This is a genomic window from Paenibacillus sp. NFR01 (assembly GCF_900111565.1).
In the GTDB taxonomy this organism is placed as follows: Bacteria; Bacillota; Bacilli; order Paenibacillales; family Paenibacillaceae; genus Paenibacillus_AQ.
In genome coordinates this window covers 1635679-1650835 of the sequence record NZ_FOIK01000001.1, presented here as the reverse complement: position 1 = coordinate 1650835, position 15157 = coordinate 1635679, and the positions used below count along the sequence as shown (strand labels likewise).

20 protein-coding genes are annotated in these 15157 nt (G+C 54.5%); 16 read left to right on the top strand and 4 right to left on the bottom strand.

Annotated features, from left to right (window positions below):
• Positions 1–53 precede the first annotated feature (53 nt).
• The 5 genes from BMW84_RS07635 (at position 54) to BMW84_RS07615 (ending at position 4231) form a co-directional block, all read left to right on the top strand.
• Positions 54–935 carry an AraC family transcriptional regulator gene (locus BMW84_RS07635; protein WP_091066231.1) on the top strand — a complete coding sequence of 294 codons (882 nt, stop codon included), beginning with the start codon at positions 54–56 and terminating at the stop codon, positions 933–935.
• Positions 936–1100: 165 nt separating this feature from the next.
• On the top strand, positions 1101–1547 hold the full coding sequence (locus tag BMW84_RS07630; RefSeq protein WP_091068169.1) for a DinB family protein: 447 nt from the start codon (positions 1101–1103) through the stop codon (positions 1545–1547).
• Positions 1547–2377, top strand: coding sequence for a helix-turn-helix domain-containing protein (locus tag BMW84_RS07625; protein ID WP_091066228.1), 831 nt, complete (start codon positions 1547–1549; stop codon positions 2375–2377). Before BMW84_RS07630 ends, BMW84_RS07625 begins: the two co-directional genes overlap by 1 nt.
• 97 nt (positions 2378–2474) lie before the next feature.
• On the top strand, positions 2475–3662 hold the full coding sequence (locus tag BMW84_RS07620; protein WP_368086709.1) for a multidrug efflux MFS transporter: 1188 nt from the start codon (positions 2475–2477) through the stop codon (positions 3660–3662).
• Positions 3650–4231 carry a hydrolase gene (locus BMW84_RS07615; RefSeq protein WP_091066222.1) on the top strand — a complete coding sequence of 194 codons (582 nt, stop codon included), beginning with the start codon at positions 3650–3652 and terminating at the stop codon, positions 4229–4231. The genes BMW84_RS07620 and BMW84_RS07615 overlap by 13 nt, the downstream gene beginning before the upstream one ends.
• 16 nt (positions 4232–4247) lie before the next feature.
• On the opposite strand, the gene BMW84_RS07610 is transcribed toward BMW84_RS07615, so the two are convergent.
• Entirely contained in the window at positions 4248–4487 is a 240-nt protein-coding gene (locus BMW84_RS07610; protein WP_091066219.1) for a hypothetical protein, read from the bottom strand.
• Positions 4488–4578: 91 nt separating this feature from the next.
• Here BMW84_RS07610 and BMW84_RS07605 point away from each other — a divergent pair, with 91 nt between their 5' ends.
• The 3 genes from BMW84_RS07605 (at position 4579) to BMW84_RS07595 (ending at position 7005) form a co-directional block, all read left to right on the top strand.
• Positions 4579–5562, top strand: a complete 984-nt coding sequence (locus BMW84_RS07605) for an aldo/keto reductase (protein WP_091066217.1) — start codon at positions 4579–4581, stop codon at positions 5560–5562.
• Between the two features lie 159 nt (positions 5563–5721).
• Entirely contained in the window at positions 5722–6561 is an 840-nt protein-coding gene (locus tag BMW84_RS07600; protein WP_091066215.1) for a DegV family protein, read from the top strand.
• 81 nt (positions 6562–6642) lie between these two features.
• Positions 6643–7005, top strand: coding sequence for a hypothetical protein (locus BMW84_RS07595; RefSeq protein WP_091066213.1), 363 nt, complete (start codon positions 6643–6645; stop codon positions 7003–7005).
• A gap of 138 nt (positions 7006–7143) precedes the next feature.
• Here the strand turns inward: BMW84_RS07595 and BMW84_RS07590 are convergent, their stop codons facing one another.
• The 3 genes from BMW84_RS07590 to BMW84_RS07580 form a co-directional block, all read right to left on the bottom strand.
• Positions 7144–7431: a YxcD family protein gene (locus BMW84_RS07590; protein ID WP_091066210.1), complete on the bottom strand. Its 288-nt coding sequence runs from the start codon at positions 7429–7431 to the stop codon at positions 7144–7146.
• A complete protein-coding gene (locus BMW84_RS07585) occupies positions 7431–7874 on the bottom strand; it encodes a hypothetical protein (protein ID WP_091066209.1) in 444 nt (147 codons plus the stop codon). Before BMW84_RS07585 ends, BMW84_RS07590 begins: the two co-directional genes overlap by 1 nt.
• A 151-nt stretch (positions 7875–8025) precedes the next feature.
• Positions 8026–8604, bottom strand: a complete 579-nt coding sequence (locus BMW84_RS07580) for a beta-class carbonic anhydrase (protein WP_091066206.1) — start codon at positions 8602–8604, stop codon at positions 8026–8028.
• 304 nt (positions 8605–8908) lie between these two features.
• Here BMW84_RS07580 and BMW84_RS07575 point away from each other — a divergent pair, with 304 nt between their 5' ends.
• The 8 genes from BMW84_RS07575 to trmD all read left to right on the top strand — a co-directional run bounded on the left by BMW84_RS07575 (position 8909) and on the right by trmD (position 15153).
• Complete coding sequence (locus BMW84_RS07575) at positions 8909–10423, top strand: carboxypeptidase M32 (RefSeq protein ID WP_091066205.1); 1515 nt, start codon at positions 8909–8911, stop codon at positions 10421–10423.
• 35 nt (positions 10424–10458) lie between these two features.
• Positions 10459–11106 (top strand): PAQR family membrane homeostasis protein TrhA, encoded by a 648-nt coding sequence (locus tag BMW84_RS07570; protein ID WP_091066202.1) that lies wholly within the window; start codon positions 10459–10461, stop codon positions 11104–11106.
• Positions 11107–11220: 114 nt separating this feature from the next.
• Positions 11221–11577 (top strand): putative DNA-binding protein, encoded by a 357-nt coding sequence (locus BMW84_RS07565; protein WP_091066200.1) that lies wholly within the window; start codon positions 11221–11223, stop codon positions 11575–11577.
• A 20-nt stretch (positions 11578–11597) separates the two neighbouring features.
• On the top strand, positions 11598–12986 hold the full coding sequence (ffh, locus tag BMW84_RS07560; protein ID WP_091066198.1) for a signal recognition particle protein: 1389 nt from the start codon (positions 11598–11600) through the stop codon (positions 12984–12986).
• A 265-nt stretch (positions 12987–13251) separates the two neighbouring features.
• On the top strand, positions 13252–13524 hold the full coding sequence (gene rpsP, locus BMW84_RS07555) for a 30S ribosomal protein S16 (protein WP_091066196.1): 273 nt from the start codon (positions 13252–13254) through the stop codon (positions 13522–13524).
• 23 nt (positions 13525–13547) lie between these two features.
• Positions 13548–13778, top strand: coding sequence for a KH domain-containing protein (locus tag BMW84_RS07550; protein WP_091066193.1), 231 nt, complete (start codon positions 13548–13550; stop codon positions 13776–13778).
• A gap of 104 nt (positions 13779–13882) precedes the next feature.
• Positions 13883–14407 (top strand): ribosome maturation factor RimM, encoded by a 525-nt coding sequence (gene rimM, locus BMW84_RS07545; protein WP_091066190.1) that lies wholly within the window; start codon positions 13883–13885, stop codon positions 14405–14407.
• Positions 14407–15153 carry a tRNA (guanosine(37)-N1)-methyltransferase TrmD gene (gene trmD / locus BMW84_RS07540; protein WP_091068166.1) on the top strand — a complete coding sequence of 249 codons (747 nt, stop codon included), beginning with the start codon at positions 14407–14409 and terminating at the stop codon, positions 15151–15153. Before rimM ends, trmD begins: the two co-directional genes overlap by 1 nt.
• The last annotated feature ends 4 nt before the right edge of the window (positions 15154–15157 follow it).

The following is a 15157-nucleotide window of genomic DNA, read 5'->3' as shown; positions in this document are numbered from 1 at the left end:
GCCATCCCGAATACATTTTGTTATCCTGATAAAGAAAGGAGGCGTGATGCTTCATGAATCCGCTGGAGGGCATGAACCTGGCGCTTAGCTATATTGAACAGCATTTGCAGGATGAGATTAACTTTAGGGAAGTGGCAAAGCGAGCCGGCTGCTCGGAATACCATTTCAAACGGATGTTTTCGTTTTTGGCTGGCATTCCGCTCTCGGAATATATCCGGCGCAGACGCCTTACGCTGGCCGGATTTGAGCTGCAGCAGACCGAAACGCGCATTATCGACATTGCCATGGATTACGGGTATGGCTCGCCGGATGCGTTCGCAAAGGCGTTCCAGCAGTTTCATGGTGTAACGCCTTCCGAAGCGCGGGCCAAAGGACAGCCGCTGAAGGCTTACCCCCGCGTGACTTTCCAATTAACCGTCAGGGGAGGAAACGAGATGAATTACCGGATCGTGGAGAAGGAAGCGTTCAATATTGTCGGATTGTATAAAAGGGTTCCGATTATTTTTAACGGGGTGAATCCGGAGATCGCCGCGATGTGGCAAAGCCTGAATCCGGAAACGATCGCGCTGCTGAAAGGGCAGGCCGACACCGAGCCGGCAGGAATGATCAGCGCCTCGGTTAATTTTTCCGAGGAACGCATGGAAGAGAAGGGAGAGCTGGATCATTATATCGGCGTGGCCACGACACAGCGAGGACCGGAACACCTGGCACAGCTCGAAGTGAACGCCGGAACCTGGGCCGTGTTCGAAGCGGTCGGGCCATTCCCGGCGGCGCTGCAGGAAGTGTGGGGCCGGATTTACTCCGAGTGGTTCCCTTCCTCCAGTTATGAGCAGGCCGAAGGGCCGGAAATGTTATGGAATGAAGGAAAGGACACTTCCGTTCCGGATTACCGCAGCGAAATCTGGATTCCCGTCCGGCCAAGGGAGGGGCGCTGATTTGCCGCACACCGCGATTTTCCGCTATCCTGTATAATAGAAGAAAATCAGGTTTGCCCTGGGCGAACCGAACGATGGAGGTCTTTAACGTTGGTCGATTACGCCACGCTATACCGCATTACCGATTTGGAAGGATATACGCCGCATGTCAGCCGGCTGATCTCGATGATGAATTATGCCCGGCACACGACCCTGGATGCCGTCAAAGGCTTGACGGCGGAGCAGCTCGACTACTTGCCGACGCCGCAAAGCAACTCGATCGGCATGCTGCTGATGCATTTTGCCGCTGTGGATTATTTTTACCGCGTCTTCACGTTTGAAGAACGGGAACCGGACGAGGAAGAACTCGAGCGCTGGGGTCCGGCTCTGGATCTGGGGGATACGGGACGTGCTGCCATCAAAGGCCATGATCTGGATTTCTACGTGAAGCTGCTGGAGGAGACCCGCGCCGAAACGCTGGAGCGGTTCAAGACGGTGGACGATGAATGGCTGCACCGGGAAATGCCGTTCTGGGGCAAACAGCCGGCCAATCATTACTTTATGTGGTTCCATGTGTTCGAGGACGAGATCAATCACCGGGGTCAGATCCGGATCATGAAGAAGCAGCTTTAATGAAACTGAAGGACCTGCATTTCCATATTCACTACTGCAACGGGAAAAAGTATCGGAATTCCGCAGTCCGTCCAGGCAAAATCAGCCGCACACTCCAGCATCACGAACTGGTCTTCGTGGATGGCGGCAGCGGCAGCCTCATGATCGGCGGCAAGATTTTTCCGGTAAAAGAAGGCATGCTCTATTATATCCCGGCCGGCGTTCCGCATATCTTTGATAAGGAGTTCGGGGCGGCGAACAATTTTTTGACCGTGCATTTCAGCTATGCCCGCGTCGTGTACGGCGAAACGAGCTGGCAGCTGCTTGAAACACGTGAGCCGCTGCTCTTTCCGCCGGCGGAAGAGCTGAAGGATTATTACCAGATCAGCGAAGCCTTCAGCAGGCTGGTGGAGTGCTGGAACGCCAAAATGCCCGGCTACGAGTTCCTGAGCCGCACGCTGCTTCAGCAATTGCTGGCCGCCATTTACCAGAATCTCCGCAAACGGAACCGCAACTACGCCACTTCGCTCAAAGTAGAAAAAATCATCGGCTACATGCAGCAGCATGTGGACGGCCGGGTGACGTTGACCGAACTGTCGGAGCTGGTGCAGCTGTCGCCGGCTTATGTGTCGCGGGCGTTCAAAGAAGCTACGGGGGAGTCCGCCACGGCTTTCTTCAACCGGATGAAAATCGACCGGGCGAAGGAAATGCTTCTGGAAGGCGGACAACGGGTCAAAGAGGTTGCGCGGGCGCTGGGCTTTAGCGACGAGTTTTATTTCAGCCGGCTGTTCAAACAAACCGAAGGCATCAGCCCGACGGAATTTCAGAGCAAAAATGTCCATGGAGTTTAGAATCGTGCATGTTAAAAAGCCCTTCCCGCTGCTAAGATGATCAAGGATCACAAGCAGAAGGAAGGGCTATTTTGTCATGCCGGTATGGAGAAGAAACTTGATTGTCTGTTGGTTCGGGATGTTCGTCACCGGGGTGGGAATGAGCCAGATCGCGCCGATCCTGCCGCTCTACATCAAGGAGCTGGGTGTCCAGGACACCAATGCGGTAGCCAGGTACGCCGGCCTGGCCTTCGGCATCACCTTTATTATCTCGGCGCTGTTCTCGCCGGTCTGGGGCATGGCCGCCGACAAGGTCGGCCGCAAGCCGATGCTGCTGCGTGCGAGCCTCGGGATGGCACTTGTCATCGGCGCAATGGGTTTTGCGCAGAGTGTGCATATGCTGGTCGGCCTGCGCTTGCTGCAAGGGGTGATCACCGGTTACGGCACGGCCTGCACGACGCTGATTGCCACGCAAACGGATAAGGAGCATGCGGGCTTTGCGCTCGGCACGTTATCGACAGCCAATGTTGCCGGTTCGCTGCTCGGCCCGACGATCGGCGCGTTTATCGCCGAGAACGTCGGCCTGCGGGATTCGTTTTTTCTGACCGGGGCGCTGATGCTGATCGCTTTCTTTACGACGCTGCTGTTCGTGAAAGAGACGTTTGAACGCAAGGACCGCAAGGTCATGCGCTTCAAGGAGGTGTGGAGCGCGGTGCCGGAGAAAAGCCTGACGCTTACGCTGTTTGCCGCATTTTTCATGCTGACTGCAGCGATGTATTCCGTCGAGCCGATCATTACGGTGTATATTTCCCGGCTCACCGAAAACGCCGGACATGTCGCGCTGCTCGCCGGGCTTACATTCTCTGCTTCAGGATTGGCAAACATTATTTCGGCGCCAAGGCTGGGCAAGCTGTCCGACAAGATCGGCTCGCACCGGATCATCCTGGTGGCGCTGCTGGCCGCGGGGCTGCTGTTTATTCCGCAGGCGTTCGTCACCCGCCCCTGGCAGCTGATGGTATTGCGCTTTCTGCTGGGGCTGGCGGCGGGAGGATTGAATCCATCGGTCAACACGCTTATCAAAAAAATCACCCCCGACTTTTTGACCGGCCGGATGTTCGGCTTCAGCATGTCGGCGGCGTATCTCGGCGTTTTCGGCGGCTCGGTATTGGGCGGCCAAATGGCCGGCTGGCTCGGGTTCCGCTCCGTCTTTTTCACGACGGCCCTGTTATTGCTGGGGAATGCCGTGTGGGTATATTACAAGGTGTATAAAAAATTGAACAAGGAGCGAGAAGTATGGAACATTTAAGCTTGAATGCCGCCAAGACGGCGCTGGTTGTCATTGATTTGCAGCAGGGGATTGTTCCGGGAACGCGGGCGCCGCACTCGAGTGCGCAGGTGGTGGAGAAGACGAAGCATATGGCGGAGGCGTTGACGGAAAAAGGAGGTTTCGTCGTGCTCGTGAAGGTCTCGACGGTGGACGGCCGCGACATGCTGAAGCCGAAGACCGACGCTGCGCCAACGCCCCCGCAGCTGCCTGAAGACTGGGATGTTCTGGTCCCTGAACTGGCGGATCTGCCGGGCGCGCATGTCGTCGTCAAACGGCAGTGGGGCGCATTTTTCGGAACGGATCTCGATCTTCAGCTCCGCCGCCGCGGCATCGACACCATCATCCTGTGCGGCATTTCCACAAGCATCGGCGTAGATACGACGGCGCGGGAAGCGTACCATCATGGCTACCATCAAGTTTTTGCCGAGGATGCCATGACGGCGGGTACTGAAGCAGAGCATACTTATGTCGTGAACACGATTTTCCCGCGGATCGGCAAGGTGCGGAGCAGTGCTGCAATTATTGAGGCGCTGCATGCCAGAGCTTAAATAGGCCGGCAATGAGTCATTCCGAATATTTTCGAATCCATTTTTCCTGCCAAGCGGGATAATCATCCGGCTGCAATTCCTCCAGCGTTTTGCCGTCCAGCGACCAATACCCGCCGTCCAGCTGTTCGTCATGGGGAAAAGAGTTGCCGCCAACCGGTTTGCCGCCGACCATGTATATCATGAGATCCACGTGTCCGCCTTTGACCAGCGGATGATCCTTCACGACATATTTTTCGACTTCGACAGTAAACGGCATATGGGATGTTGCATTTTGGAATGAAAACCGGCTGATTTTAGGTTTCGCCGGACGTTGTGCTAGAATGAGTGGACAAGGAGGCGGTAAACTCATGATTACACGAAAGCTCGGAGGAAAGCTGGAGGTTTCGGCGCTGGGTCTCGGTTGTATGGGCATGTCCGATTTTTACGCCGGCCGTGATGAAGCGGAGTCGCTCCGTACCATCGACCGCGCCCTGGCGCTGGGCGTCACGTTCTTCGATACGGCCGATATGTACGGCGTGGGACGGAACGAAGAATTGGTCGGCAGAGCGCTGCGGGGACGGCGCAACGAGGTCGTGATCGCCACGAAATTCGGCAATGTCCGTTCGGCGGACGGCGCCATGCTCGGCATCAACGGCCGGGCAGAATATGTCAAGGCAGCTTGCGATGCCAGCCTAAAGCGCCTCGGCGTCGATCACATTGATCTGTATTACCAGCACCGGGTGGACCCGAATACGCCGATCGAAGAAACGGTGGGTGCCATGTCCGAGCTGGTACAGGCGGGCAAGGTACGTTTTATCGGTTTGTCCGAAGCCGGACCCGGCACGATCCGCCGGGCGCATGCGGTTCATCCCGTCACAGCGCTGCAAACCGAATATTCGCTGTGGAGCCGGGATGTAGAGGATGAAATCCTGCCGCTTTGCCGGGAGCTCGGCATCGGATTTGTACCGTATAGTCCGCTGGGCCGCGGGTTTCTGACCGGCAGCATCCAGACCTTTGAAGACTTGGCGCCGGATGATTACCGCCGGAACTCTCCGAGGTTTCAGGGCGATAATTTCGCCAAGAACCTGCAGCTCGTGAAGAAGATCGAGGAGATTGCCGCGGAAAAAGGCTGCGGGTCCTCGCAGCTGGCGCTGGCCTGGCTGCTGGCCCAAGGTGAGGATATCGTTCCGATTCCGGGAACGAAGCGCACGAAATATTTGGAGGAAAATGTCGGCGCGCTGAATATCACCCTGTCGGACCAAGATCTGCGCCGGATTGATGAGACGGCTCCGCAGGGAGCGGCGTATGGCGGGCGGTATCCGGAAGCCGGCATGAAGAACCTGAATATCTAGATTTGGCAGAGATTTGTTCCTGAAAACAGCCCTTTTACAGGGCTGTTTTTTCGTTATTCGGGAGAAGCATAAAACCTGGATTTTGACAAGTTATAAAGAGTACTATTGTTTTGCGGGTAACGGGCTACAATAGAGTAGAATCGAAAGGAGTGCATCACGATGCCCATCAAGATTATTACGGACAGCGGGTCCGACTTGCCCCTTGAATATATGGAAAAATACAATGTAACCATCGTCCATCTTCCGGTTCATTTCCAGGATGAACGCATGCCTGAAGATACGGATGCCGAAACCTTTTATGCCAAAATGTGCGCGTGCAAGGAGCTGCCGACGACCGCCAGTCCAAGTCCCCAGGTGTTCCTGGAGAAATATGCGGAGGTTGAAGCGGGAACGGATATCCTGGTGCTTAGCATGTCCTCCAATATCAGCAGCACGTACCAGGCCGCCCGAATCGCCAAAGAAATGTACGAAGAAGAAGGACATCCGAACGTTGTGGAAGTCATCGACACCAAAAATTTCTCCGGCGGTTTGTCGCTGATCGTCGCTAAAGCGGCCAAATGGGCGGAGGAAGGCATCGGCCTTGAGGAGCTGGTTGAGCGGGTTCACCGGCAAATTGATGAGGTGAACGCCTATTTTACGCTTGATACGCTTGAAAACGTGATCAAAGGCGGCCGCCTGAGCCGGGTATCCGGAGCTGTTGCATCGGTACTGAACATCAAGCTGCTGCTGAAGATCAGCGACGAAGGCACGGTAGAGGTGGTCGAGAAGACCCGCGGGCTTCCGAAGGCGTTATGCCACTTGCTCGCCAAGCTCGATCATAAGCACTACGATTACGACAAGGCGGTCATCGCCATCGTCCACAGCAATTGCGAGAAGCTCGCGCTTGAGATCAAAGAACGGATTCTGGAGAAGCATCCGTTCCGCGAGATCGTATTTTCCAGCATGGGGCCGGTCATGGGTACCTATGCCGGCGTCGGCGGCATCGGCGTCGCATTTTAAGGAATCCCGTGTCTAGGCTAATCACCACCGGATAGGCATCTGCATAGAATGGAGCAAAACCGACAACGGAGGTTAGCCCAGATGCCGAATATTCAAGACAGCCGGTCCTCGGCAGTCGTTTATCAGGCCGATCCTACGGCCGTCCAGCATGTGCACGGAATCCGCGAGACGCTGCATCAAAGCTGCAAGAACTATCTGAATCACCCGGTCAAAGTCCAGGACATTTTCGGCATGACGCATGAAGGAATGCTGGCCGGGATGGATGCCACCCACTTGTACCTTTTGGTCACCATTGATCAGGAAGCGGCACGCGGTTTTTTCAGCCCTTACCCGGGCTTCGGACCGCCGCGTCCGCGTCCGCCTTATCCGTACCCGTATCCAAACCCGGGGCAAGCAATCCTGCCTTTGGTGCTGTTCAATCTGCTGACGATTTCGCTGCTGTAACGTAAGCTCGGCCGCAACGCACAAAAAACCGTCCAATCGGCATGGCCGATATCGGACGGTTTTTTTGTTAATTTTATAGAATAAGGTCCCCGCAAAGTACCAGACTATGTGTGATAGCCTCGCTTTGTGGGGGCTGCTTTACGCCGCGATCACTGCGGTAATCTCTTCATCCAGTTCCAGGCGGACGCTTTCAGGGAAAGCGCGCACGCCGTATTCGCTGTAAGCGTAGCGGAGAATCGCTTCGATCAGGTTCGACTCCACAAGATACTGGCTGCGGCCCTGCACCCACACTTCCGCTGTGTAGCCGGTGTCTTCATCCCAGCTCAGCTCGACCTGAACTTCCTGAACCCGGACTGACTTGCGCTCGGCGATATGCAGGCAAACGGCATTGATAATTTCATCCATGCTCAGCACGAGGGGATTCATCAATAACGTCCTTCCTCTCCCGGACGGTTGCGGCGCTGGCTGCGGCGGCGGAAGAAGGATAATACCAGCATCGCGATGAGATAGATGGCCAGCAGATTCACCGCGAAACCGAGCAGGTTGCCGAAGGCACCCATGCCGCCGAAGAAGCCGCCGAACAGCATGCCGGCGAGGCCGCCGATCATCATGCCTTTCATAAAGCTGCCCCCGCTGAAGAAACCGCGCTTTGTCGTACCGGCTGCGCCGCTTGTTGCCGAGGCCGTGCCTTTGGTGCTGTCGCTTTTCGTGACGCTATCGGTCGTTGCTTTTTTCGGTGTGGTGGAATAACTGCGGGCGCCGGATTTAAAGCCGCCGGCTCCGCGCCGCGCATCGGCCAAATCGGGGACCACGGTCGCAAATAACAGGGTAAAAGCCATGACAATCATCATTAATCGTTTCAGTTTCATTGAGTATGAATACCCTCCTGGTTGTATTGGCGGCGAAGGCCGCCGGATATAAGCGGTAATACGCGGCTTGTCCAGGAAGGTTTCAATTTTTAAATATATATGTTTAAACAAAAAAAACGCGCGGGCCCGAGACCCGCGCAAACAGCAGTTATTAGAGAGTTGCCTTAATCTCCGCGTATCCGTCCGCGACAAGCTTAAGCGCTCCGGTTGCCGGATCGATCACCATGCCGTGAATCGGGACATTGGGAGGAAGAAGGGGATGGCGCTTAATCAGCTCCACAGTCTGAATTACCCCGTCTTCCACATTGTCAAACCCGCGCAGCCACTTTGTCAGCTTGATGCCCGAATTTTCGAGCGTGGACAGCACTTCTTCGGATACGCCGCGTTCTTTGATCGAATTGATCATCCGCTCGGCGTTCAGGGAGGCCATGCCGCATTCGTAGTGGCCGACGACGATGACTTCCTCCGCATCCAGTTCGTAGAGAGCAACCATCACGCTCCGCATGACGGAACCGAACGGCTGGGAGATGACAGCGCCGGCGTTTTTAATGATTTTAACGTCGCCGTTCTTGAAGTTCATCGCCTTGGGCAGCAGTTCCACCAGCCGCGTATCCATACAGGTGATGATCAGCATTTTCTTGTCGGGGAAGCGGCTGGTCAAATAGGCTTCATATTCTTTGTTCTCGACGAAGGTTTTGTTGAATTCTAAAATTTTCGTAATTTGACTCATGATCACTGCTTCCTCCTTGGATAACAAACTATTTTGTTTATAATATTTCAAATTCGTACTTTTTGCTCTGCATCTGATTATACGATTCATCATGAACTAGCGTCAATTCCCGGTGTCTTTCCCCGGCGAAGCCTGACGTTTATAACTTTTTTGCCCCGGGCTAAAGTAGTATCCTTTTAATGAATCCTTTATTTGCGCGGATATAACTTGATGGCCTGCTCTGCTGCAGGGGCATTTGATTCTGAGTTTTCAAAAAAGTATCATCAAGAAGAATGGATAAATCTACGAAAGCAGGTGGATTCTAGTGGAGCAATCAGTCAAAGATCAATGGGATAAATTTAAGGCACTGCTCGTCAAAATCAGGGGATACCAGGAGGCGATCCAGCTTCTGCACTGGGACATGCGAACCGGCGCGCCGCGCAAGGGCATAGGTCAGCGTTCGGAAACGGTCGGCATGCTGAGCGGCGAAGCGTTCAAGCTGGAGACCTCGGATCAGATGGGCGAATTCACCGAATGGTTCAGCCGTCCGGAAGTACGGAGCCAATTGAGCGACGCCGAGAATAAGTTGGTTGAGGACTGCCGTAAGGAATATAACCGCAATAAGAGCATTCCGCAGGAAAAATTCGAAGAATACGCTGTGCTCAGTGCCGAAGCCCAATCTGTCTGGGAGGAAGCAAAGCATAATGACGATTTTACTTCGTTTGAGCCGTATTTGACCCGGATCGTCGGACTGAAGCAGGAATTCGTCGATTACTGGAAGCCAGAGGGCTCCCGTTATGATCTGCTGCTGGATATGTACGAGCCGGGATTTACCGCCGAAAAAATCGACGCCATCTTCGACCGGCTGCGCAGCCGCCTCGTTCCGCTGGTGGAAGCGATCAATGCGTCGCCGAACAAGCCGGATACCGGGTTTCTCAGCCAGATTTATGCCAAAGAACAGCAGGAGAAATTTGGCCTCTACATGCTGGAGCAGATGGGCTTTGATTTCGAAGCCGGCCGGCTCGACGAAAGCGTGCATCCGTTTGCGACCGGGCTGAATCTCGGCGATGTCCGCATCACGACCCACTATATTCTGGACAACATGCCAAGCGCGGTATTCAGCTCGCTGCATGAAGGCGGACACGCCCTGTATGAGCAAAATATCGATCCGGCCTTTGCCGGCACGCCGCTGGCCCAAGGCGCTTCGATGGGCATCCATGAATCGCAGTCCAGACTGTGGGAGAACATGATCGGCCGCAGCCGGGGCTTCTGGCAGCATTATTATGGTAGCCTGCAGCAGCATTTCCCGGAACAGCTGGCCGAAGTCGACGCCGAGCAATTTTACCGGGCGATCAATAACGTAAGCCAGTCGTTCATCCGTACCGAAGCCGACGAGCTCACCTATAACCTTCATATTATTATCCGCTACGAAATCGAAAAGATGATATTCAATGAAGGGCTGGAAGTGAAGGATCTGCCGAAGGTGTGGAATGCGAAATACCAGGAATACCTCGGCATTACGCCGCCGACGGATGCGCTGGGCGTGCTGCAGGACGTGCACTGGTCGGGCGGGGACTTCGGTTATTTTGCCTCCTACTCGCTTGGAAATATGTATGCCGCCCAATTCCTGAATACCCTCAAGAAGGAACTGCCGCTGGAGGAGCTGATCGCCGAAGGCAATCTTCTTCCGATTAAAGAATGGCTCAAAGAGAAGATCCACCGCTACGGCCAGTCGCTGACCCCTGGGCAAATCGTCGAGAAGGTGACCGGAGAGCCGCTGAACCCGGATTATCTCGCCGATTATCTAGAAGCGAAATACAAGGAACTGTACCAGCTTTGATTTAAAAATACTTAACGAAACGGAAGGAGTATCCCATGACCAATACGCATACATTCAGCCGAAAGGAAGAGGTCGCCAATGCGGTGACACATGGAATCGGAACAGCCCTGAGCGTCGTTGCGCTGGTCCTGCTCGTCGTGTTTGCCAGTCTCAAGGGGACGGCGTGGCATGTAGTCAGTTTCTCGATCTACGGAACGACGATGCTGCTCCTGTATCTTAACTCCACCTTGCTGCACAGCTTGCGCGAAGGCAGGGCCAAGGATCTGTTCGAGATTTTCGACCATTCGTCAATCTACTTGTTTATCGCCGGAACGTATACACCGTTTATGCTGGTAGCGATCCGCGGACCGCTCGGCTGGAGTCTGTTCGGGGTCATATGGGGCATCGCACTGTTCGGGATGTTGTTTAAGGCTTTTTTCGTCAAAAGGTTTCTGTTCATTTCTACGATCTTCTACATCGCCATGGGCTGGCTGATCGTCATCGCCTGGCATCCGCTGACGGCGGTTGTGGCGAGCGGAGGAATGACGCTGCTCGTTGCCGGGGGTATTCTGTATACGCTGGGCACGATCTTTTATGTGTGGCGCGGGTTCCCGTTCCACCATGCGGTATGGCATACCTTCGTGCTCGCCGGCAGCGTAACGCACTTCTTTGCGGTCCTGATTTACCTGCTGCCGATCCGCTAAAACACACAAGAAAGATGACAAGCAAAAATGCTTGACATCTTTCTTTGTTTTCGGTATGATAAGGGACGTTGTGAAGCTGTAAAGTGTTTTTCCTTGACGAAGGGAGTGCCCTTGATGAGTCAGGAGAATCGGCTCGAGAAAACGAACCGGATCAACTTACTATTCGCCTTTTATGAACGGTTGCTTACCGATAAGCAGCAGACGTTCCTTAAATATTATTTCCACGACGACTTCTCGCTCGGCGAGATCGCCGCGGAATTCGAAATCAGCCGCCAGGCGGTGTACGAACATATTAAGCGCGCAGAACAGGTGCTTGAGAATTATGAAGAGAAGCTCGGCCTGCTGGCCAAGCATGAGAACCGGAACCGGTATTTGGAGGAGCTGCGCAGCCTGCAGAACGGCGAGATGCTGCCCGAGCCCTACAAGCGGCAGTTTACGGAGCTGGTGGACCGGCTGCAGAAGCTGGAGTAGCATGAAGGGAGAAACCCTATATGGCATTTGAAGGTTTGACCGGAAGATTGCAGAATGTCTTTAGCAAGCTGCGCGGCAAAGGCAAGGTGTCTGAAGAAGACGTCACCGAAGCGATGCGCGAAGTGCGGCTGGCCCTCCTGGAAGCCGACGTCAATTTTAAAGTGGTCAAGGATTTTGTCGCCAAGGTCAAAGAAAAGGCTGTCGGCACGGAAGTCATGAACAGCTTTACGCCCGGCATGGTCATCATCGACATCGTTAACAAGGAATTGACCGAGCTGATGGGCGGCAGCCAGGCCAAGCTGGCCAAGTCGAACAAGCCGCCGACCGTCATCATGATGGCGGGTCTGCAGGGTGCCGGTAAAACGACCACCTCGGGCAAGCTGGCTAAATTGCTGCAAAAGGGCAACCATCGCCCATTGCTCGTAGCCGGCGACATTTACCGCCCGGCGGCGATCAAGCAGCTGCAGGTGCTCGGCGAGCAAATCAAGGTTCCCGTCTTTACGCTCGGAGACAAGACGAGCCCGGTAGAGATCGCCAGACAAAGTATCGAGCACGCCAAAGAGAACAACCTCGATTATGTCATTATCGATACGGCAGGCCGCCTGCATATTGACGAAGAATTGATGGAAGAGCTGAAGCAGATTCATCAGGTTGTAAAGCCGGATGAAGTGCTGCTGGTCGTGGACGCCATGACCGGTCAAGACGCGGTCAACGTCGCGGACAGCTTCAACAAACAGCTTGAGCTGACCGGCGTCGTGCTGACGAAGCTCGACGGCGACACTCGCGGCGGTGCGGCATTGTCCGTTAAAGCCGTAACCGGCTGCCCGATCAAATTCGCTGCGCTCGGCGAAAAGATCGACGCGCTGGAGCCGTTTCATCCGGAACGGATGGCTTCGCGGATTCTCGGCATGGGCGACATGCTCTCCCTGATCGAGAAAGCTCAGGCAACCATCGACGCCGACAAAGCGAAGGAAATGGAGCGCAAAATGCGCAACGCCGAATTTACCTTCGACGATTTTCTGGAGCAAATGGAACAGGTCAAGAAGCTTGGACCGATCGACCAGATCCTCGATATGCTGCCCGGCATGAACAAAGCCAAGGGCATCAAGGACATGAAGGTGGACGACAAGCAGATGGGCCGCGTGGAAGCCATTGTGCATTCCATGACCAAAGCGGAGAAGGCCCAGCCCGAAATCATTAACCACAACCGCCGCAAGCGGATTGCCGCCGGCAGCGGAACGAACATCGCCGAGGTTAACCGCCTCATCAAGCAGTTCGATGAAATGCGGAAGATGATGAAGCAGTTCTCCGGTATGATGGGTGGCGGAGGCAAGGGCGGCAAGAAAAACGCCATGAAGCAGCTCAAGGCCCTTGGCGGCAAAGGAATGAAGTTCCCGCCGTTCCGTTAATTAGGATAATCAGTTATGCTTTTTCCGATCTTTCCCGTAGCCAGGTCCGGCTGCATTCCAGCGTGTCCCTTCAGGGACGAAAGCGCTCCTTGCACTACCAGGCTCTAAGTCCCCTTCGGCCGCTCCCCAGACACCTTAAAAACGGGTGTCCAGAGGGCGGAGCCCTTGGGGCCCTCCCTTTGGAAGGGAGGGTTTGGGAGGGATCGAAAAAAGGTTTGTATAAACTCTTCTAATCTTTCGATACTTTTTTAAGGAGGTGAATTTCGTGGCAGTACGTATTCGTCTGAAAAGAATGGGTGCACATAAAGCGCCTTTCTATCGTGTAGTGGTTTCCGATTCCCGGTCCCCTCGTGATGGTCGTTTCATCGAGGAAATCGGTTACTATAACCCGGTTGAACAACCGGCAGTAGTAAAGATCGATGAGGAAAAAGCTCTTAAATGGCTTCAAACAGGTGCGCAAGCATCTGATACCGTACGCAACCTGCTTTCCAAAGCTGGCGTAATGAAGAAGTTCCATGAGCTGAAGCAACAGAAATAAATGACTGATTGCGAGGGTCCTCTATGGAAGAATTAGTTGGAGTTATTGCTAAGGCTTTAGTGGATCATCCCGAGGATGTGACGGTGCGGACGGTGGAGAAAGATCACCTGATTGTATATGAGCTTTCCGTACATCCTGATGATGTAGGCAAGGTTATCGGCAAACAGGGGCGGATCGCCAAAGCTTTCCGCACAGTTGTCACGTCGGCAGCAGTCAAGAGCGATAAACGCGTTACCGTGGATATTTTATCTTAAAGGATGCGCGCAAGAAGGGGCAGGGATCGTATATCCCGGCTCCTTTTTGTTCAAATAGATATGTATACGGCCGGGTTGGCCGGCACCGCAAAGGAGTGGATCAGATGACGCAAGAATTAACCGTGGGCAAGCTCGTCAACACGCACGGCATCCGCGGGGAGGTTAAAATTTTATCGCATACCGACTTTCCGGAGGTGCGGTTTGCCAAGGGCAGCAAGCTGCTGATTGTACCGGCGGATGGAAGTCCAAAGTTTGAAGTGACCGTGGAATCGGCACGGGAGCAAAAAGGGATGTATGTTGTCCGGCTGATGGGCTATGACAACATCAACCAGGTTGAGAAATACAAAGGCAGCATGCTGACGGTACCGGCCGAAGATCTTGTGGACTTGCCGGAAGATGAATTTTACTTCCATCAAATCGTCGGCTGCCAGGTGTTCACCGATGAAGATGCAGAGCATCCGCTCGGCACGATTACCGAAATCCTCCAACCGGGCGCAAATGACGTGTGGGTGGTTAAGCCGGCCAAAGGCGCGGAAATTTTGATTCCGGTGATTAAAGACGTGGTACTGAACGTAGACATTCCGGCGAAAAAAATTACGGTGCACCTGATGGAAGGGCTGCTGCCATGATGCGGATCGACGTGCTGACGCTTTTTCCCGAAATGTGCGAAGGCGTCTTCGGCACCAGCATTGTCGGCAAAGCCCGAGAGAAGGGGATCGTTTCCTTGAATGCGGTCAATTTCCGCGATTTTTCCGGCAATAAGCATGGCAGCGTAGATGATACGCCGTACGGCGGGGGCGGGGGGATGGTGCTGAAGCCCGATCCGATCTTTGCCGCGGTGGAGCATGTGCTGGAAGAAGCCGAGAACGGAGAACGGCCGCCGCGGATCATTCTGATGTGCCCGCAGGGCAAGCCGTACACCCAGCGCATTGCCGAAGAACTTGCCCGCGAAGAGCATTTGATCTTCATCTGCGGCCATTACGAAGGCTATGACGAACGGATTCGTGAGCATCTGGTAACCGACGAGCTATCTATCGGCGATTATGTGCTGACCGGGGGCGAGCTGCCGGCACTCACTGTTATTGATTCGGTCGTACGCCTGCAGCCGGGTGCGCTGGGCAATGAGACCTCAGCCGTGACCGATTCGTTCAGCACCGGGCTGCTCGAATATCCGCATTATACGCGTCCGGTAGAGTTCCGCGGCTGGAAAGTGCCCGATATTCTACTCAGCGGTCATCATGCCAACATTGAAGACTGGCGGCGCGAGCAGGCATTGAAGCGTACGCTGACACGCCGTCCGGATCTGCTGGACAGCGCTAACCTTACCGACAAGGACCGGCGGATGTTGGAGCGTTTGCGTAAGGAGCAACTGTAGCTTG

Excerpts from the sequence above, each read along its gene's own strand:
- BMW84_RS07615 (WP_091066222.1), top strand. The coding sequence starts at position 3,650 with ATGGAACATTTAAGCTTGAATGCCGCCAAGACGGCGCTGGTTGTCATT.
- BMW84_RS07570 (WP_091066202.1), top strand. The coding sequence starts at position 10,459 with ATGACCAATACGCATACATTCAGCCGAAAGGAAGAGGTCGCCAATGCG.
- trmD (WP_091068166.1), top strand. The coding sequence starts at position 14,407 with ATGCGGATCGACGTGCTGACGCTTTTTCCCGAAATGTGCGAAGGCGTC.
- BMW84_RS07580 (WP_091066206.1), bottom strand. The coding sequence starts at position 8,604 with ATGAGTCAAATTACGAAAATTTTAGAATTCAACAAAACCTTCGTCGAG.
- BMW84_RS07550 (WP_091066193.1), top strand. The coding sequence starts at position 13,548 with ATGGAAGAATTAGTTGGAGTTATTGCTAAGGCTTTAGTGGATCATCCC.
- BMW84_RS07590 (WP_091066210.1), bottom strand. The coding sequence starts at position 7,431 with ATGAATCCCCTCGTGCTGAGCATGGATGAAATTATCAATGCCGTTTGC.
- rimM (WP_091066190.1), top strand. The coding sequence starts at position 13,883 with ATGACGCAAGAATTAACCGTGGGCAAGCTCGTCAACACGCACGGCATC.
- ffh (WP_091066198.1), top strand. The coding sequence starts at position 11,598 with ATGGCATTTGAAGGTTTGACCGGAAGATTGCAGAATGTCTTTAGCAAG.
- BMW84_RS07630 (WP_091068169.1), top strand. The coding sequence starts at position 1,101 with ATGATGAATTATGCCCGGCACACGACCCTGGATGCCGTCAAAGGCTTG.
- BMW84_RS07585 (WP_091066209.1), bottom strand. The coding sequence starts at position 7,874 with ATGAAACTGAAACGATTAATGATGATTGTCATGGCTTTTACCCTGTTA.
- BMW84_RS07610 (WP_091066219.1), bottom strand. The coding sequence starts at position 4,487 with ATGCCGTTTACTGTCGAAGTCGAAAAATATGTCGTGAAGGATCATCCG.
- BMW84_RS07595 (WP_091066213.1), top strand. The coding sequence starts at position 6,643 with ATGCCGAATATTCAAGACAGCCGGTCCTCGGCAGTCGTTTATCAGGCC.
- BMW84_RS07605 (WP_091066217.1), top strand. The coding sequence starts at position 4,579 with ATGATTACACGAAAGCTCGGAGGAAAGCTGGAGGTTTCGGCGCTGGGT.
- BMW84_RS07600 (WP_091066215.1), top strand. The coding sequence starts at position 5,722 with ATGCCCATCAAGATTATTACGGACAGCGGGTCCGACTTGCCCCTTGAA.
- BMW84_RS07565 (WP_091066200.1), top strand. The coding sequence starts at position 11,221 with ATGAGTCAGGAGAATCGGCTCGAGAAAACGAACCGGATCAACTTACTA.
- BMW84_RS07625 (WP_091066228.1), top strand. The coding sequence starts at position 1,547 with ATGAAACTGAAGGACCTGCATTTCCATATTCACTACTGCAACGGGAAA.
- BMW84_RS07635 (WP_091066231.1), top strand. The coding sequence starts at position 54 with ATGAATCCGCTGGAGGGCATGAACCTGGCGCTTAGCTATATTGAACAG.